Raw genomic sequence first — 16,413 nt, 5'->3', positions numbered from 1 at the left:
GGGTTGAAAAGCTTTGCTCCGATTGCCTTGCGGCAACCCTCGCAAAAGCCGTTCGCGCGCCAAAGCGCTCGTGACGTCTTTCGTTGACGTTTTGCTGTTCAGTTTTCAAGGTTCATGTTTGTGCGCCAGTTGTTATTTCATGATTGCGTTTCTTTTGGCGACTCCTATTATATTAAAGCATGTTACTAAGAGAGTCAACACTTTAATTCAATAAAGTTCAATTTAATTATTATTTCAATATCATATTCGGGTTTCTTCTATATATGCATGCCGTAAACATTGTAAAAGGCGGCGCTTTAAAAGCGGCCGCCTTTCATTTCATGCTGACGTTGCGAAACCGTGCTTCTTTCAAAAGATAAAGGTTCTTGCATTCGCAGATCTTGCATTCCGCTTCCGACCGCTGGTCATAATCCGCCGCCAGCGCCTGGAGCGTCTGAGCTTTCACCAAATCTTGCTTGGTATCCAAAAACTGCCGAATCAATTGCTCATCAAATTCTCTTTTCAATTTCCCTCTTTTAAAAAACACTCGCCTATCTCCTCTTTATAATTCGCGCCGGCCTTCCATCGCTTTAGATAAGGTCACTTCATCGGCGTATTCCAAATCTCCGCCGACAGGCAAACCGTGGGCGATGCGAGTGGTTCTAATGCCAGAGGGTTTAACAAGGCGCGAAATATACATCGCCGTCGCTTCTCCCTCTATAGTAGGGTTCGTAGCCAAAATCAATTCTTTGACTTCCTCATCCTGAAGACGCTTCAACAATGACGGTACGTTAATGTCTTCCGGTCCAATGCCGTCCATCGGCGATATCGCCCCTTGCAAGACATGATACAAACCGGTGTAATCACGCATCTTCTCCATTGCAATCACATCTTTCGGATCTTGAACAACGCAAATCGTCGTACGGTCGCGCTGTTGATCCTGACAGATGTGGCAAGGGTCGACATCCGTAATATGGCCGCAAACTGAACAAAAGCTCAAATTCCGTTTTGCATCAACAAGCGCTTTGGCGAAATCAAGAACGGTGTCTTCTTTCATGCCGAGCACAAAAAATGCCAGCCGGGCCGCTGTCTTTGGCCCGATTCCTGGCAGCTTCATAAAACTCTCCATCAATTTAGAAATAGGTTCAGGGTAATGCATTTTGTTTACCTCCTAGAACATGCCAGGAATGTTTAAGCCCTTAGTGAATTTCCCCATTGTGGAATTCGCATGTTCATCCGCTTTTTTAAACGCTTCGTTTGTGGCAACAATCAATAAATCTTGAAGCATTTCAACATCTTCCGGATCGACAACTGATGGATCCAATACAACATCTTTTACTTCTTTATGGCCGGAAACTGTCACTTTGACCATTCCGCCGCCAGCTGATCCGTCGAAAGTCAACGTTCCTAGCTCTTCTTGGGCAACCGCCATTTCTTTTTGCATTTTCTGCATTTGTTTCATCATGCCTTGCATATTTCCTCCACCGCGCATAATTGTTTCCTCCTCAAATTTGGGTTAATCCATTTTAATCTTCGTGGACTTCGACGAAATCTTTGCCGAATAAGCGCTCCGCTTCCGCAATAAACGGATCTTGCTCCGCCACTTCGCCTTCTGCAGAGAATGGATGCTCTTCTTCAGATTCCGCCCGCTTGTCTTCCGCTCCCGCTTTCAATCCGGTGCTTTTAATAAACTCTTCACGGATTTTCAGCCAGCTTTCGTCAGGAACGAAGACAGGTACATAAGCTTTGCCGGTATACTGCTCTAAAAGTTGGCTAAAAGCGACGGCAAATGTCTGATTATCCGCTGCCATCTGACAATGAATATCATACTTGAATTTTAACACAAAAGCATCTGCTGACGCCGCTACAGGTTCAGCTTCATTGAGCAGCGCGGCATGTGATTTCTGCAACTGGCCCATTACAGTCGCCCAATTCGTCTTGAGTGCCTGGATATCCGGTTTTGTTGCATTCTTCAGCACATCTTGAATTCGGGCGACCGGAATTTTATAACCGCTCTGCGAACGGGGACGCCGCTTCGCTTCCGAGCTTCCTGCGGCGGCTGCGGCGGCTGCGGCGGCTGCCGCTGGCGCGGAAACTCCGTTTTTCAGCTGTTGCTGAAGCTGGATAATCATTTGTTCGAGCTGGTTGACCTTCGCTTCAAGTTCCGGCGAAGCTCCAGCCGAAGCAGCGGCTACCGGTGCATCGGCCTGGACCATTTTCAAAAGCGCCGTTTCCAAGTAAATCTTTGTATGGTTCGAAAAGCGCATTTCCTGCTGCGTTTTCGTCAGGACGTCAATCCACGAATACAGCACAGCTGCATCAAATTGCTTCGCAAGCTCCTCGAAGCGTGGTTCGTGCGCAGCAAGTTCGAGCATATCGTGCAGATCCGGCGCTGTCTGGATCAATAGCAAGTCCCGGAAGAACGTGATGAAGTCCTCAACAAGGCGAACCGGATCTTTGCCATCGCGCACCAATTGCTCCAAAAGCGTCAACGATTGGCCGACGTCTTTCGCCAATAGCGCTTCGGCAATATCATAAAACATATCCTGGCTGATCGAACCGGTGACAAGCAAGGCGTCTTCAACCGTCATCTCGTCTCCGCTGAACGACACGACTTGGTCAAGCAGGCTCAGCGCATCGCGCATGCCGCCCGCAGCTGCCTGCGCAATTATTTTCAGCACATGTTCATTATAAGGAATGCCCGCATCGCTCAGCACTTCCACCATCCGCTCGACAATATCCGCCTGCGTCAAACGTTTGAAATCAAAGCGCTGGCAGCGGGAAATGATTGTCAGTGGCAATTTATGGGGTTCTGTCGTCGCTAAGATGAATACCACATGTTCAGGCGGCTCCTCCAATGTTTTCAACAAAGCATTAAATGCACTGTTGGAAAGCATGTGGACTTCATCGATAATGTAGATTTTAAAGCGGGAATTTGCAGGGGAAAAACGCACTTTCTCAATGATCTCCCGCATTTCCTCCACTCTGGAGTTTGAAGCGGCATCGAACTCGATGACGTCGGTGTTCGAGCCCTCAGTGATGCTTTTGCACGATGCACATTCATTGCATGGTTCCGCTACCGGAGCCATTTCACAATTGAGCGCTTTTGCGAAAATCTTGGCTGCACTCGTCTTCCCAGTACCCCGCGGTCCTGAAAACAAATAAGCATGCGTCGTCTTATTGTAAAGGAGAGCATTTTGAAGGGTTTGTTTAATATGCGACTGGCCTGACATTTCAGAAAAGGACTGCGGCCTGTACACACGGTAAAAAGCTTGATACGCCAACGTTTTTCTCTCCTTTTGTAAAAGCTGTATTGTGTCTCTCCATTATACCATAAATCGGGGCTCTTCCTGAACGAATCCGTCGCAGGAAAAGCTCGCTGTTCTTGAAAAAGACAGCAAAAATCCTGCCCGCATAATTGCGGACAGGATTGGGTTTGAAAGTTAATGCCGCGCACCTTTCTTCGACTGCTGTACACAAGCGTTACCCTAGTCGTTGGCTCGATCTAGGCAACCCCGCGGCACATGAAAAGTTCCACTTAATGCTGCTTCCTTCCGGACCTGACATGGTTCATGGGTTTCCATTGCGCAGGACCCAAACGTCAACACTACGTGCGAGAGGCAGACCCTGCATATAAACAGCCTAGGAAAGGAATTCAGTCCTGCTAAAGCGGATTGCAGGTTACAGGACACCGCTATCTTCCCACCTAGCACGGCATTAACTAGTATACGAAACATCCTTTCAAAAATCAATCGTTAAACTCCAATCGCCTCAAATGATTACCGCCAAACGATAACGAGCGCATCACACCCGGTGAAGAATGGCGGCGCCCATGCTGTAGAAACCCCTTTTTATAGGGAGCTCAAAAAAAATATCCGAAACTGTTGACAGCAATATTCGGTTCATGGTAAATTAATTCTTGTCTTACACGGAGGAATACCCAAGTTTGGCTGAAGGGATCGGTCTTGAAAACCGACAGGGGAGTCAAATCCCGCGGGGGTTCGAATCCCTCTTCCTCCTCCATTTTTTGAATTTACGCGCATATAAATTCGAGATTGGATTCGTTACGAAAGTAACGAATTTTTCTTAAAGCTTATATGTCTGAACATTTTGATACATAATCATTCAAGAAGGCAGCCCGAGGGCTGCCTTCTTTTTCTTATGGGGAAAACGAAATGAAAGCTTAAAAGAGTTCCATTCCTACTATTATTTCCCGGGAAATATAAAAGCCCGGACGCAGTGTCCGGGCTTTTTATTATCTTTTTAAAACAGAGGTCTGCTGGATAAAGCTGCCGATACGTTCAACAAGACGCTCCGCGCAATCCGGATCTTTCACAAGGTCGTAATCGCTTATATTCAAGCGCAGCACTGGGCAGCCGTTGAAGTTATTGATCCATGTTTCGTAGCGCTCGTGCATTTCCACCCAATAGTCAACAGGCGTCTGCTGCTCCATCGCACGACCGCGTTCCTGGATGCGCCCCAGAATGTCGTCAAGCGAACCTTCCAGGTAAATCAGCAAATCGGGATGCGGGAAATAAGGCGTCATGACCATCGCTTCAAAAAGGTTGGTATATGTTTCATAGTCGACATCGTTCATTGTGCCTTTTTCCTGATGCATTTTAGCGAAAATGCCTGTATCTTCATAAATCGAACGGTCCTGGATAAAACCGCCGCCGTATTCAAACATACGCTTTTGTTCTTTAAAGCGCTCAGCCAGGAAGTAGATCTGCAAATGGAAACTCCATTTTTCAAAATCATCGTAAAACAAATCCAAATAAGGGTTCGTGTCCACTTTTTCAAATGACGTGCGGAATTGCAAGGCATCCGCCAGCGCTTTCGTCATAGTTGATTTGCCGACTCCCACAGTACCGGCAATCGTGATGACTGCATCGGATGGGATATCGTATTTTTCACGTAAATTCATACTGATAAGCTCCTTTTTTGTAAGGTTTCGTCCACTTTGCTTAAAATAAGCGCAAGGTCAGCGCCATTCTGGACAAAATCCATTTCATCTCCATTGACGCGCAATACAGGGATTTCCGGATGCTCGCGCTCAAAGCGCTCCATGTATTCATGGTAATCCGCAGCAAGCTGTTCCATGTATTCCGGGGTGATCATCTGTTCAAACTCGCGTCCGCGCATCTTGATGCGCGCCATCAGCGTGTCGAGGCTGGCGTGCAAGTAAACGACCATATTGGGCTTTGGCATATCTGCGGTCAATATGTCATAGATCGACTCATATTTCGCATATTCCGCTTCCGCAAGTGTGCGCTTCGCGAAAATCAAGTTTTTGAATATATGGTAATCCGCAACAACGGATTCGCGTTTCGAGATGAACTTCTTTTGGATATCGGACATTTGTTTGTAACGGTTGCACAAGAAGAACATCTCCGTCTGGAAACTCCATTCTTCTATGTCTTCGTAGAATTTATTAAGAAACGGGTTCTCGTCAACAATTTCTTTCAGCATCTGAAATTGATTTTGGTCAGCAATCGCTTTTGTCAATGACGTTTTGCCAACGCCAATCGGACCTTCAACGGTGATAAATGGCACCGGCATGGGAAGTTCCCCTCTTTCTGTTCAAGTGTCTTGCAATGTTTTTCATTTTACCATAGACCTCCTGTTAAAAATAGCAGAAAAAAGCACCAATCCATCAATGGATTGGTGCTTTGAATGTGCCTCCGTGGACTTCCTGTGTTGCCATGATTGTCAAGAACGCTTTCGGGTCAATGTCTGTGACGATTTGCTTGAGCTTCGTAAGTTCCAGGCGAGTCACCACCACGTAAATGACATCTTTCGGTGATTCTTTAAAACCGCCTTTGCCGTGCAGCTTCGTGACGCTGCGGCCAAGCCGTGAGTTGATGGCTTCACCGAGTTCTTCGTATTCATCAGAGACGATGATAACGGATTTTGTATCATCGAGCCCCTGAATTACCGTGTCAATCGTTTTTGATGCGATGTAATAAGTCAAAATCGAATACATCGCCTGTTCCCAGCCCAGCACAAAACCGGCCCAGGTGAAAATGAAGACGTTGGCGAACATGACAAATTCACCGACGGAAAATGGCAGCTTGCGCGTCAACAGGATGCCGAGGATTTCAGTGCCGTCCAGCGCGCCGCCGTTGCGGATGACGAGGCCGACGCCCGCACCGAGCAGCATCCCGCCGAAAACGGTCGCAAGCAAAGGATCATCGATAAATCCCGGAATCGGATGCAAAGGAAATTCAATGATTGCCAAAGCCACAATTGCGAAAATAGAAGAGATGAAGAAACTTTTTCCGATATGCTTGTAACCGAAAAACAGAAACGGCAAGTTGATGAACACCAGCAAGATGCCGAATGGCACCGGCGTCAAATAATCCAGGATCAACGAAATACCGATAATGCCGCCATCAATGATGGAATTCGGCACGAGGAACAGCTCTATAGAAACAGCGGCCATCGTGGCTCCGATTAAAATAAAGAATAAACGCCGAATCAAATGCCCCAATGTCTCTTTTTTATGTTCTTTGACCATCCAATCGCTCCTTGGTTATAGATCGTATCCGTTAATTTTACGCCTTATTTGGTGTTTTGTCTGTGCCGGACTATAATATTCCTATTTGGGATGCTACACTTTCCTTTAAGGAGCGATGAATCATGAATGGCATGGAGCAAGACCATTATTATATGCAAATGGCAATTGAAGAAGCCGAAAAAGCGGCGGCCAAAGGCGAAGTGCCGATTGGTGCTGTTATTGTCCACCGCGGCGAAGTGATTGCGCGTGCGCACAATCTGCGGGAAACCACCCAAAATGCCGTCACCCACGCTGAGCTTTTGGCTATACAGGAAGCCTGCCAGAAGCTAAAGAACTGGCGTTTGGAAGAAACGCACCTTTACGTAACGTTAGAGCCTTGCCCGATGTGTGCCGGCGCGATTCTGCAGTCGCGCATTCCCCGCGTCATCTATGGTGCCCGCGATTCCAAAGCCGGCTGCGTCGATTCTCTTTACAGGCTATTGAACGACGAGCGTTTTAACCATCAATGCGAAGTTACTGAAAATGTGCTTGCCGACGAATGCGGCGGCTTGCTGACACAATTTTTCCGCGCGATTCGGGAAAACAAAAAGAAGAAAAAGCGGCTGTTATAAAGCTGCTTTTTCTTCTTTTAAAAACCGCCCAATCAGCAGGTTCAAGATATACGGCTGCTCGTGATGGACCCAATGAGTCGCTTCTCCGATAAACACCAATTCGCCATCCTTACAAAAATCCAGGCTTTCCTTCGCAAGCATTGTTGACAGGAACTGGTCCCCCACTCCCCAGACGATGCGCACAGGCACCGTTATTTTATGGTCCGGCGGCAGCAGCATGCTGCCTTGGCGTATCGCCCGGTACCAATTCAGCATGGCTGTCAAAGCGCCTGGCTGGTCCCACGCTTCTTTGTACGCTTCTATGTCTTGTTCTGAAAATGTGCCAGGCCTGCTGGTCGAGACAAGGCTATTCGCCATTGTTTTGAAATAATCTGCCGCCAATACCTTTTCTGGCAAATCTGGCAGCTGGAAAAAAGCCATATAGGAGCTTTTCGCCCATTGCAGTGGATTTTTTGCCAATACGCGCGGCATCGCTTTTGGATGCGGAACATTTACCGCTATCAGCTTCTTAACAAATTGTGGCTTTGTCGCTGCCATATGCCAAGCTACAGCACCTCCCCAATCATGGCCGATGATGATGGCGCTGTCCCTGCCGGATTGCTCGATTAAGCCCACTATGTCGTCCCGCAGCAAATCCAGCGTATACTGGCCGATATCTTCAGGCTTATCGCTTAAATTATAGCCGCGCTGGTCAGGCACCATGACCCGGTAGCCTTGCTCCACAAGCGGGCTAATCTGGCTCTTCCACGCCCCCCAATATTCTGGGAAGCCGTGAAGCAGCACGACAAGCGGACCGTCTTCAGGCCCAGCTGCTACTGTATGCAAGGTAATGCCATTTGTATGGATCGATAAATGTTCCATTCTGCCACTTCCTTTCCGAAGTCCGTCTCCTTCTTTACCCATTTTGCAAAAAATAAAAAACAGCTTGGAAGCATCGTGCTTCCAAGCTGTTTCTTTTAACGCGTGATCAGGTCTTTGCCGCCCATATAAGGACGCAATACTTCGGGAATTGCAATCGTGCCGTCTTCCTGCTGGCAGTTTTCAAGAAGCGCAGCGACCGTACGGCCGACAGCTAGTCCGCTGCCATTTAATGTATGGACGAATTCCGGCTTGCCAGTTGCTTCGCGGCGGAACTTGATGTTCGCGCGGCGCGCCTGGAAATCCTCGAAATTGCTGCAAGAAGAAATTTCGCGGTAGGTTTCCTGGCTTGGGATCCATACTTCGATATCGTATTTCTTCGCAGCGGTAAAGCCCAGATCAGCGGTGCACATTTTCAGGACGCGGTATGGCAAGCCCAAAAGCTGCAGCACTTTCTCCGCATGTCCCGTCAATTTTTCCAGCTCGTCATAAGAATCTTCCGGCTTTACAAAGCGTACCAGCTCGACTTTATTGAATTGATGCTGGCGGATCAAACCGCGCGTATCGCGGCCTGCAGAACCTGCTTCAGAGCGGAAATTCGCGCTGTATGAAGCAAACGCCTGCGGCAGCATATCGGCAGCCAGGATTTCATCGCGGTAGAAGTTCGTCACCGGCACTTCTGATGTCGGGATCAGGAAATAGCCTTCTTTCTCGATCAAGAAAGCATCTTCCTCAAATTTCGGCAGCTGGCCAGTGCCAGTCAAGCTTTCGCGGTTGACCATGTAAGGCGGAAGCATTTCTTCATAACCGTGCTCTTCCTGGTGCAAGTCCATCATGAAATTGATCAACGCACGCTCCAGGCGTGCGCCAAGGCCACGGTAAAAGACGAAGCGGCTGCCGGTCACTTTGGCGGCGCGTTCAAAATCGATGATGTTCAAATCGGTTCCGAGGTCCCAATGCGGTTTTACTTCGAAAGTGAATTCCGGCTTATCGCCCCATGTCCGGATCTCTACATTGTCATCTTCAGAATCGCCGACCGGCACGCTGTCATGCGGGATGTTCGGTACGCGCATCATGATAAAATTCAAGCGCTCTTCGACGTCGCGCAATTCGTCGTCAATCGCTTTGATTTCTTCGCCGACTTGGCGCATCTTCGCAATCGCTTCATCCGTATTTTCCTTGTTGCGCTTCATCAAAGCAATGTTCTGGGTTGCTTCGTTGCGTTCCGCCTTCAATTTCTCCGTTTGAGCAATCAATTCCCGGCGCTTCAGGTCCAGGCCTTCAAAATCGTCCAATACGGAAATATCCTCCCCGCGTTTTGCAAGTTTCGTTTTCACTTCTTCAAAATTGGCTCGTACAAATCGAATGTCCAACATAAAGTATTCCTCCTCTAATTCATTCTCTAATTCATTTCGCTGACGGAAAAAAGACAACAAAAATAGCCCTCATCCCTTGGTAAAGGGACGAGAGCTACCCGCGTTGCCACCCTGATTGACCGGCAAAAAAGCCGATCCTCTTCATCACATAACGGCATTAAAACCGGCAATGGCTTTTTTCGCCATGCAACTCCGGGGTGGATTCAAACGCATTTTTCACCGGTTCGCACCAACCACCGGCTCTCTTTGGAAAAACACACGCTTTACTGATCCCCATCAACGTTTCTTCTTTTAAATTAATCATACTTTACTATATATTCATTAATTTGGCAAGGGAGCCTTAGCAGCCTCGCGCACCATGCCAATAAAGTATTCCGTAATGCGGTGGTCCTCCGTCAATTCCGGATGGAAAGAACAGCCAAGGAATTGGCCGCTGCGCGCCATGACGATTTTGCCGTTATGTTCGCATAGCACTTCGGCGGCCGGACCGGCGCTTACGATATGCGGGGCACGGATAAACACCGCATTGAACGGGCTGTCAAAACCCGCAATCGCCAAATCCGCTTCAAAGCTGTCTATTTGACGGCCGAACGAATTGCGTTCCACGACGACGTCCATGACACCGAGATGCGGCTCGCTTGCGCCCACCACTTCACCTGCAAGCAGAATCAGGCCGGCGCAAGTGCCGAACATCGGTTTTCCACTGACCGCGAATTCGCGCAAAGGCTCCATCAATCCATAGCGGTCAATCAGGCGGCGCATCGTCGTGCTTTCGCCGCCCGGCAAAATCAAGGCATCCAAACCTTCCAGCTCTCTCGGCCATTTGACAGAAACCGCTTCCGCACCGCATTTTTCAATGGAAACAATATGCTCACGGACCGCTCCCTGCAGCGCAAGAACTCCGATTCGCATGATTACCAGCCCCGCTCCTGCATGCGCTCTCCTGCGGCAATCGTTGAAATTTCGATGCCTTTCATAGCAATGCCCAGATCTTTCGAAAGCTCCGCGATCAAGCGGTAATCCTGATAATGGGTTGTCGCCTCAACAATCGCGCGCGCGAACCTTTCAGGATTCCCCGATTTGAAAATGCCCGATCCCACGAACACCCCATCAGCGCCAAGCTCCATCATCAATGCCGCATCTGCAGGCGTTGCAATCCCGCCGGCTGCAAAATTGACGACCGGCAGGCGGCCAAGGCTTTTCACTTCACGGAGAAATTCGTATGAAGCGCCTAGATTGCGGGCTTCGGTCATCAGCTCATCTTCGCTCATATGAACCACTCTCAGCACTTCAGCGTTGACTTGGCGCAAATGGCGCACTGCTTCGACAATATTGCCGGTCCCGGGCTCGCCTTTTGTGCGCAGCATTGAGGCCCCTTCACCGATGCGCCGCGCTGCTTCGCCTAAATTGCGGCAGCCGCAAACGAACGGTACCGTATAATTGGCTTTCAATAAGTGGAATTCCTCGTCAGCCGGTGTCAGCACTTCGCTTTCGTCGATATAATCGACGCCCATCGCTTCGAGCACCCGTGCTTCGACAATATGCCCGATCCGTGCTTTCGCCATCACCGGAATCGATACCGCCTTCATGACTTCTTCAGTGATGCGCGGGTCCGCCATCCGCGCCACACCTCCGTCTCTGCGGATATCCGACGGGACGCGCTCCAATGCCATCACTGCCGTAGCCCCAGCAGCTTCCGCAATGCGCGCTTGTTCGCCATTCACCACATCCATGATGACTCCGCCTTTTTGCATTTCAGCCATGCCCCTTTTTACGCGATCTGTACCGTGTTGATTCATATTGAAATTCCTCCTATCGGTTAATAAGTTTAGTATAATGGAAAGTGACCACATAAAAAGATTCAGTTCCACTATATTAAACAGGGTCAGGAGAGATGGATAACGATGGATATGCTCATGTTTCAACTTCAACGCACCGATTCAACGCCTTTATACAAGCAGCTTTACAGCGAAATCAAGCAGGCCATCATTTCGGGCAAAATTTCCATCGGCGCTAAATTGCCAAGCAAGCGCAAGCTCGCCGAATTTCTTGATATCAGCCAGACCACTGTTGAATTGTCTTATAGCCAGTTGGTTGCAGAAGGCTTTATCGAGTCGCGTGCACGGAAAGGGTTTTATGCGTTGCCTGTAGAAGAATTGGCTTATCTGGACGTGCAGCAGGACGAACCGCAGGCAGCTGATGCACCGGTGGAATACGAATTCGACTTCAATCCTGCGAAAATCGATACACAGTCTTTCCCTTTTTCAACATGGCGGAAAATCGCTAAGGAAGTGCTTGATGAAATGAACCACGGTTTGCTGTTGTCCGGCCATCCGCAAGGAGATGAATCGCTGCGCCGGGAAATCTCCCGCTATCTATTCGCTTCACGCGGCGTGCTATGCGACATCGACCAGATCATCATCGGCTCCGGTACTGAACAGCTGATGCCTTTGCTCATCCGTTTGCTGGATAAACAATTTTTATTCGGCTTTGAAAATCCCGGATATGCGCTGACGCACAGCATTTTCGACCATTATGACCGGAAAGCGGTGCCGATTACCGTAGAAGAGGATGGCATCAGTGTCGCAGAACTGGAATCGCAGAAGGTCGACATCGCCTATGTTACGCCGTCGCATCAGTTCCCGACTGGTGCCGTGCTGAGCGCCACCAAACGCGCTCAACTCCTCAATTGGGCTGCAGCAGCGCCGCAGCGCTTTATCATCGAAGACGATTACGACAGCGAATTCCGCTATACGAGCCGGCCGATTCCAGCGCTGCAAAGCATGGATCGCAGCGGCCGCGTCATCTATCTCAGCACGTTTTCTAAATCGCTCATGCCGTCTTTACGCATCGCGTATATGGTGCTGCCAAAAAGCTTATTGCGCGCCTATCAGCAGACCTTTCTCCATTATTCGTCATCCGTTCCGCGGATTGACCAACAGCTGGTAGCTGAATTCATGGAACATGGGCATTTCTCGCGTCATTTGAACCGCATGCGCAAGCTGTACAAGAAGAAATTAGAGCATCTGACATCCGCTTTGCAGGAATTCTCACCAGCAGTCAAAATTTCAGGTGAACAAGCCGGCATGCACATTGTGCTGACTGTCCAGACCCTGTTAACGGAAAATGAACTTGTAGAACTGGCCAAACGATCAAAAATACGCGTTTTTGGCTTGTCTTCCTACGATGTCCGCGCAACGACTGCTGTGCCGCCTCAAATTGTCCTTGGTTTCGGCGGATTATCGGAAACGGAGATCACTGAAGGCATTGCGAAGCTTATGGAATGCTGGAAAATTGCATGAAAAAGCGGACCATCATTGCGATGGCCCGCTTTTTATTAGAATAACCCTTTTACAAAATCAAGTGCACCAGTCCATAGCGTTCCGAAGAAACCGCCGACAGCCTGCATTGACAGCGAGAACCAGTTGGCGCGTTCCACTTTTTCAGTGGTAACGACTTGGATTGCATCCGATTTCTCGTCTAGGAAACCGTAATCCGTGCCATCTTTCTTCGCTAGCTTCACAGTGCCGACCACTTTGTCTTTGTCGATCGCTGCTTCAATTTTGCCATCTTGCATCAAAGCTTCATCCAGCACCAATTCAGGTGTGTAATCATCTTTTTCACTTGTCCGGACAATCATTGTCACTGGCTCTTTTACTGCGATGTTAACTTCATCTTCTTTGCCTTTTGTAACCGGCAATGTTTCATTTCCTTTAAACTGATAGCCGCTAGGAATGATTTCAGCTGTTGTAAACTGAGAAAAACCGAAATCGAATAACGCACGCGTCGCATCGAATCGAGCTTTATAAGAACCAGCTCCTTCGTTGTCAACGGCTTTCATCACGACTGCGATGAGGCGTGTATCGCCCCGCTTAGCTGTTCCTGTGAAGCTGTGTCCGGCAAAATCAGTAGTACCCGTTTTCAAACCGTCCACGCCTTCGTATGCATAAGGCATGCCAGGAAGCATTGAGTTCCAGTTCAGCATATTTGTTGCATCTTCTGTACCTTCACGGAATACTTTGTTCGGAATTTTTGTCGTTTCCAATACTTCCGGATATTTATCCAAAAGGATTTTCGCCAATTTCGCGACAGAATTAGCTGACATGACATTTTCGTCAGTTGCTCCTGTCCCTTCAGGATGCATGCCCATCAAATGGCCATTATTCAAACCGGTTGAATTGACGAATTTCGCATCGTCCAAACCGAATTCTTTCGCTTTTTCATTCATTAAACGGACGAATTCCGCTTCTGTGCCGGCAATTGTTTCAGCGATTGCAATTGTTGCTGCATTTGCCGAGTAGATAGCCATCGCTTCGTATAATTCCTTGATTGTGTACTTTTCTTCAGCGCGCAATGGCACATTGCTCAAAGTCATATCCTGCGAAACCTTATATGTATAATCCGTTACCAGGTATTCCTGGTCCCATGTTACAGATCCCTCTTCTATCGCTTCAAACAAAAGGTATTCACTCATCATTTTTGTCATGCTGGCAATGCCAAGGGGCGCATCCGCATTTTGTGCGTACAATATTTTTCCAGAGTCAGCATCTACTAAAATTGCAGCATCTGCCATTATATTCAATGAATCCGCCGCTTCTGTTTTCTGCGGAACAATAATAGTCAGTAAGAGTACAGCCATTACAGTCAGCAACATAGTTGTTTGTAAAACATTTTTCACGTGTATAAATACCTCCATCTATAAGTTTCCACATGCTATTCTATCATATTATACAGGTCTCTAAAGAAAAACATGTAAAAAGCACCCTTTCCGTCAAATTAATGACGAATTAGGGTGCCAAAAGGTACAATGTTGGTTAAATTGAATAGTTTGGAGATTCTTTTGTAATTTGCACATCATGCGGGTGGCTTTCGCGCAGCCCGGCTCCGGTCATACGGATAAATTGCGCTTCTTCACGCAATGTTACAAGATCCTTCGTGCCGCAATACCCCATGCCGGCACGGATGCCGCCGATTAATTGATGAATGGTGTCAGACAAAGGACCTTTGTATGGCAAGCGTCCTTCAATGCCTTCCGGAACCAATTTTTTGGCTTCGTCCTGGAAATAACGGTCTTTCGAACCTTTTTCCATCGATGCAATCGAACCCATGCCGCGATAAGTCTTGAAACGTCGGCCTTGGAAAATTTCAGTATCTCCAGGGCTTTCCGTTGTACCAGCAAGCAAGCTTCCCAGCATGACGACGTGGCCACCAGCTGCCAAGGCTTTGATGATATCGCCCGAGTACTTGATGCCGCCGTCAGCAATGATCGTTTTGCCATGCTTACGGGCTTCTGTTGCACAATCATATACTGCGGTAATCTGTGGCACCCCGACTCCTGCAACAACACGCGTTGTACAAATCGAACCGGGTCCGATACCGACTTTAACAACGTCCGCGCCCGCTTCGATCAAAGCTTTTGTGCCTTCCGCAGTAGCAACGTTCCCGGCAATAATGACTAGTTCGGGATAAGCAGCACGGATTTGAGACACCATGTTCATGACGCCTTGAGAATGTCCATGCGCCGTATCCAGAACGATGACATCAACATGGGCCTTTACCAAATGCTCAACGCGCTTCATCGTATCAGAAGTCACTCCGACTGCCGCACCGACAAGCAGCCGGCCATGCGCATCTTTCGCGCCGTTCGGAAATTCAATGACTTTTTCAATGTCTTTGATGGTAATGAGACCTTTTAAGATGCCTTCATTGTCGACGATCGGCAATTTTTCAATTTTGTATTGCTGCAAAATCTTCTCAGCGTCTTCTAAAGTCGTCCCTACTGCAGCGGTTACCAACTTCTCCTTTGTCATCACGTCATTGATTTTCAATGAGTAATCCTGGATAAAGCGGAGATCCCGGTTCGTGATGATTCCGACAAGCTTCTGTTCTTCCATATTGTTGACGACAGGAACCCCTGAAATGCGGTATTTGCCCATTAGATGCTCTGCATCGTAGACTTGATGATCGGGAGTCAAGAAAAACGGATCCGTGATAACGCCGTTCTCTGAGCGTTTCACCGTTGTCACTTGCTCAGCTTGCTCTTCAATGCTCATGTTTTTATGAACGATGCCCAGGCCGCCTTGGCGTGCCATCGCAATAGCCATCTTCGCTTCTGTGACAGTATCCATTCCGGCGCTGATAATAGGAATGTTCAATTTGATTGTCGATGTCAATTCCACTGACAAATCTACATCCTTAGGCAATACTTCCGACTGGGCTGGTACAAGCAACACATCATCAAACGTTAGACCTTCTTTTACAAATTTTGATTCCCACATAATAGAGGCTCCTCCTGCTTCCTTTTGAATATTATTGTAAGGTTATCAGCGGTGCTATGCAGTGTCAAGAAAACAGGAAGAAGAAAAAGTATTCCGAAAACTTATCAGAACAACTTTTTCACATCTTCTTCCATTTTTGCTGGAGGGGTTTGAGGCGCGTACCTTTTCACGACATTGCCTTTTCGATCTATTAAGAACTTGGTGAAATTCCACTTGATTCCTTCCGTCAGCATCCCTTTCTGCTCAGACACAAGATATTTAAACAAAGGATCTGCTGTCTCTCCTTTTACGTCTATTTTTGCGTACATCGGAAAAGTTACACCGTAATTGGTCTTGCAAAACTCCATGATCTCATCTTGGTTATGGAATTCCTGATCATTGAACTGGCCACTTGGAAATCCGAGAATTTCGAGCCCCTGGTTTTTATAATCTTCGTAGAGCTTTTCTAAATCTTCGAATTGGGGTGTAAAGCCACATTTGCTGGCAGTGTTGACAATTATCAAAGGATTGCCTCTGTATTTGGCGAGTGATTCTTTTTCCCCATTCGCTTTTTTCACTTCATAGTCATAGATTGAAGCCATAACTTACCCCATCCTTTTTGATTTTCCTTAAGGTTATAACGCGGACAGCGGAGATACAAGAAATATGATTTTAGGAGATTCCTATTTCTGGATCATATCCGGACGCACAAAAAAACCGCTGCCGGTTAAGGCAACGGTTTTCTTTCTCTAGACCAGCGACGTCCTACTCTCACAGGGGGAAACCCCCAACTACCATCGGCGCAAAAGAGCTTA

At 47.9% G+C, this 16,413-nt stretch carries 16 protein-coding genes, 1 tRNA gene, 1 other RNA gene and 1 other annotated feature; of the genes, 3 read left to right on the top strand and 15 right to left on the bottom strand.

What is annotated here, in order from left to right; translation table 11 throughout:
* Nucleotides 1-313 precede the first annotated feature (313 nt).
* From AC4EHJ_RS16970 to ffs, 5 genes are all read right to left on the bottom strand, one after another.
* Nucleotides 314-526 carry a YaaL family protein gene (locus tag AC4EHJ_RS16970; protein WP_490976754.1) on the bottom strand — a complete coding sequence of 71 codons (213 nt, stop codon included), beginning with the start codon at nt 524-526 and terminating at the stop codon, nt 314-316.
* A 15-nt stretch (nt 527-541) separates the two neighbouring features.
* Entirely contained in the window at nt 542-1,138 is a 597-nt protein-coding gene (gene recR / locus AC4EHJ_RS16965) for a recombination mediator RecR (RefSeq protein ID WP_490976753.1), read from the bottom strand.
* Nucleotides 1,139-1,150: 12 nt separating this feature from the next.
* Nucleotides 1,151-1,471: a YbaB/EbfC family nucleoid-associated protein gene (locus AC4EHJ_RS16960; RefSeq protein ID WP_135505525.1), complete on the bottom strand. Its 321-nt coding sequence runs from the start codon at nt 1,469-1,471 to the stop codon at nt 1,151-1,153.
* 34 nt (nt 1,472-1,505) lie between these two features.
* Nucleotides 1,506-3,263: a DNA polymerase III subunit gamma/tau gene (gene dnaX / locus AC4EHJ_RS16955; RefSeq protein WP_490976752.1), complete on the bottom strand. Its 1,758-nt coding sequence runs from the start codon at nt 3,261-3,263 to the stop codon at nt 1,506-1,508.
* Between the two features lie 165 nt (nt 3,264-3,428).
* Nucleotides 3,429-3,694: signal recognition particle sRNA large type (gene ffs / locus AC4EHJ_RS16950), an RNA gene on the bottom strand.
* A 215-nt stretch (nt 3,695-3,909) separates the two neighbouring features.
* On the opposite strand from ffs, the gene AC4EHJ_RS16945 reads away from it, so the two are divergent.
* Nucleotides 3,910-4,002: transfer RNA gene (locus tag AC4EHJ_RS16945), tRNA-Ser, on the top strand.
* 232 nt (nt 4,003-4,234) lie between these two features.
* On the opposite strand, the gene AC4EHJ_RS16940 is transcribed toward AC4EHJ_RS16945, so the two are convergent.
* The 3 genes from AC4EHJ_RS16940 to AC4EHJ_RS16930 all read right to left on the bottom strand — a co-directional run bounded on the left by AC4EHJ_RS16940 (nt 4,235) and on the right by AC4EHJ_RS16930 (nt 6,496).
* On the bottom strand, nt 4,235-4,903 hold the full coding sequence (locus tag AC4EHJ_RS16940; RefSeq protein ID WP_490976751.1) for a deoxynucleoside kinase: 669 nt from the start codon (nt 4,901-4,903) through the stop codon (nt 4,235-4,237).
* Nucleotides 4,900-5,538 (bottom strand): deoxynucleoside kinase, encoded by a 639-nt coding sequence (locus AC4EHJ_RS16935; RefSeq protein WP_490976750.1) that lies wholly within the window; start codon nt 5,536-5,538, stop codon nt 4,900-4,902. Before AC4EHJ_RS16935 ends, AC4EHJ_RS16940 begins: the two co-directional genes overlap by 4 nt.
* Nucleotides 5,539-5,632: 94 nt before the next feature.
* A complete protein-coding gene (locus AC4EHJ_RS16930; RefSeq protein WP_490976749.1) occupies nt 5,633-6,496 on the bottom strand; it encodes a YitT family protein in 864 nt (287 codons plus the stop codon).
* A 122-nt stretch (nt 6,497-6,618) separates the two neighbouring features.
* Here AC4EHJ_RS16930 and tadA point away from each other — a divergent pair, with 122 nt between their 5' ends.
* A complete protein-coding gene (tadA, locus tag AC4EHJ_RS16925) occupies nt 6,619-7,107 on the top strand; it encodes a tRNA adenosine(34) deaminase TadA (RefSeq protein ID WP_490976748.1) in 489 nt (162 codons plus the stop codon).
* On the opposite strand, the gene AC4EHJ_RS16920 is transcribed toward tadA, so the two are convergent.
* From AC4EHJ_RS16920 to pdxS, 4 genes are all read right to left on the bottom strand, one after another.
* Nucleotides 7,102-7,968 (bottom strand): alpha/beta fold hydrolase, encoded by an 867-nt coding sequence (locus tag AC4EHJ_RS16920; RefSeq protein WP_490976747.1) that lies wholly within the window; start codon nt 7,966-7,968, stop codon nt 7,102-7,104. The genes tadA and AC4EHJ_RS16920 overlap by 6 nt on opposite strands.
* Nucleotides 7,969-8,063: 95 nt before the next feature.
* Nucleotides 8,064-9,341 (bottom strand): serine--tRNA ligase, encoded by a 1,278-nt coding sequence (gene serS / locus AC4EHJ_RS16915; protein WP_490976746.1) that lies wholly within the window; start codon nt 9,339-9,341, stop codon nt 8,064-8,066.
* An 80-nt stretch (nt 9,342-9,421) separates the two neighbouring features.
* Nucleotides 9,422-9,630, bottom strand: a binding site (T-box leader).
* A 32-nt stretch (nt 9,631-9,662) separates the two neighbouring features.
* The gene (gene pdxT / locus AC4EHJ_RS16910; protein ID WP_490976745.1) at nt 9,663-10,253 is read right to left on the bottom strand and encodes a pyridoxal 5'-phosphate synthase glutaminase subunit PdxT; all 591 of its coding nucleotides are present in this window, start codon (nt 10,251-10,253) and stop codon (nt 9,663-9,665) included.
* Between the two features lie 2 nt (nt 10,254-10,255).
* Nucleotides 10,256-11,140 (bottom strand): pyridoxal 5'-phosphate synthase lyase subunit PdxS, encoded by an 885-nt coding sequence (gene pdxS, locus AC4EHJ_RS16905; RefSeq protein WP_490976744.1) that lies wholly within the window; start codon nt 11,138-11,140, stop codon nt 10,256-10,258.
* 105 nt (nt 11,141-11,245) lie between these two features.
* Here pdxS and pdxR point away from each other — a divergent pair, with 105 nt between their 5' ends.
* Nucleotides 11,246-12,643 carry a MocR-like pyridoxine biosynthesis transcription factor PdxR gene (pdxR, locus tag AC4EHJ_RS16900; protein ID WP_490976743.1) on the top strand — a complete coding sequence of 466 codons (1,398 nt, stop codon included), beginning with the start codon at nt 11,246-11,248 and terminating at the stop codon, nt 12,641-12,643.
* 35 nt (nt 12,644-12,678) lie between these two features.
* Here pdxR and AC4EHJ_RS16895 read toward each other — a convergent pair whose 3' ends face one another.
* The 3 genes from AC4EHJ_RS16895 to AC4EHJ_RS16885 form a co-directional block, all read right to left on the bottom strand.
* On the bottom strand, nt 12,679-14,019 hold the full coding sequence (locus AC4EHJ_RS16895; protein WP_490976742.1) for a serine hydrolase: 1,341 nt from the start codon (nt 14,017-14,019) through the stop codon (nt 12,679-12,681).
* Nucleotides 14,020-14,155: 136 nt separating this feature from the next.
* Nucleotides 14,156-15,619, bottom strand: coding sequence for an IMP dehydrogenase (gene guaB, locus AC4EHJ_RS16890; RefSeq protein ID WP_490976741.1), 1,464 nt, complete (start codon nt 15,617-15,619; stop codon nt 14,156-14,158).
* Nucleotides 15,620-15,723: 104 nt separating this feature from the next.
* Complete coding sequence (locus tag AC4EHJ_RS16885; RefSeq protein WP_490976740.1) at nt 15,724-16,200, bottom strand: glutathione peroxidase; 477 nt, start codon at nt 16,198-16,200, stop codon at nt 15,724-15,726.
* Between the last annotated feature and the right edge of the window lie 213 nt (nt 16,201-16,413).

The organism is Planococcus sp. TJ-301 (assembly GCF_058268475.1).
The sequence above is the reverse complement of the archived record's forward strand: the minus strand, read 5'-3'. Positions and strand labels throughout refer to the sequence as shown.

Bases quoted from the DNA above. Each gene is read 5' to 3' on its own strand.
- tadA (WP_490976748.1), top strand. From the start codon at position 6,619: ATGAATGGCATGGAGCAAGACCATTATTATATGCAAATGGCAATTGAA.
- AC4EHJ_RS16960 (WP_135505525.1), bottom strand. From the start codon at position 1,471: ATGCGCGGTGGAGGAAATATGCAAGGCATGATGAAACAAATGCAGAAA.
- recR (WP_490976753.1), bottom strand. From the start codon at position 1,138: ATGCATTACCCTGAACCTATTTCTAAATTGATGGAGAGTTTTATGAAG.
- serS (WP_490976746.1), bottom strand. From the start codon at position 9,341: ATGTTGGACATTCGATTTGTACGAGCCAATTTTGAAGAAGTGAAAACG.
- guaB (WP_490976741.1), bottom strand. From the start codon at position 15,619: ATGTGGGAATCAAAATTTGTAAAAGAAGGTCTAACGTTTGATGATGTG.
- AC4EHJ_RS16920 (WP_490976747.1), bottom strand. From the start codon at position 7,968: ATGGAACATTTATCGATCCATACAAATGGCATTACCTTGCATACAGTA.
- pdxS (WP_490976744.1), bottom strand. From the start codon at position 11,140: ATGAATCAACACGGTACAGATCGCGTAAAAAGGGGCATGGCTGAAATG.
- AC4EHJ_RS16930 (WP_490976749.1), bottom strand. From the start codon at position 6,496: ATGGTCAAAGAACATAAAAAAGAGACATTGGGGCATTTGATTCGGCGT.
- AC4EHJ_RS16935 (WP_490976750.1), bottom strand. From the start codon at position 5,538: ATGCCGGTGCCATTTATCACCGTTGAAGGTCCGATTGGCGTTGGCAAA.
- pdxT (WP_490976745.1), bottom strand. From the start codon at position 10,253: ATGCGAATCGGAGTTCTTGCGCTGCAGGGAGCGGTCCGTGAGCATATT.
- pdxR (WP_490976743.1), top strand. From the start codon at position 11,246: ATGGATATGCTCATGTTTCAACTTCAACGCACCGATTCAACGCCTTTA.
- AC4EHJ_RS16940 (WP_490976751.1), bottom strand. From the start codon at position 4,903: ATGAATTTACGTGAAAAATACGATATCCCATCCGATGCAGTCATCACG.
- AC4EHJ_RS16885 (WP_490976740.1), bottom strand. From the start codon at position 16,200: ATGGCTTCAATCTATGACTATGAAGTGAAAAAAGCGAATGGGGAAAAA.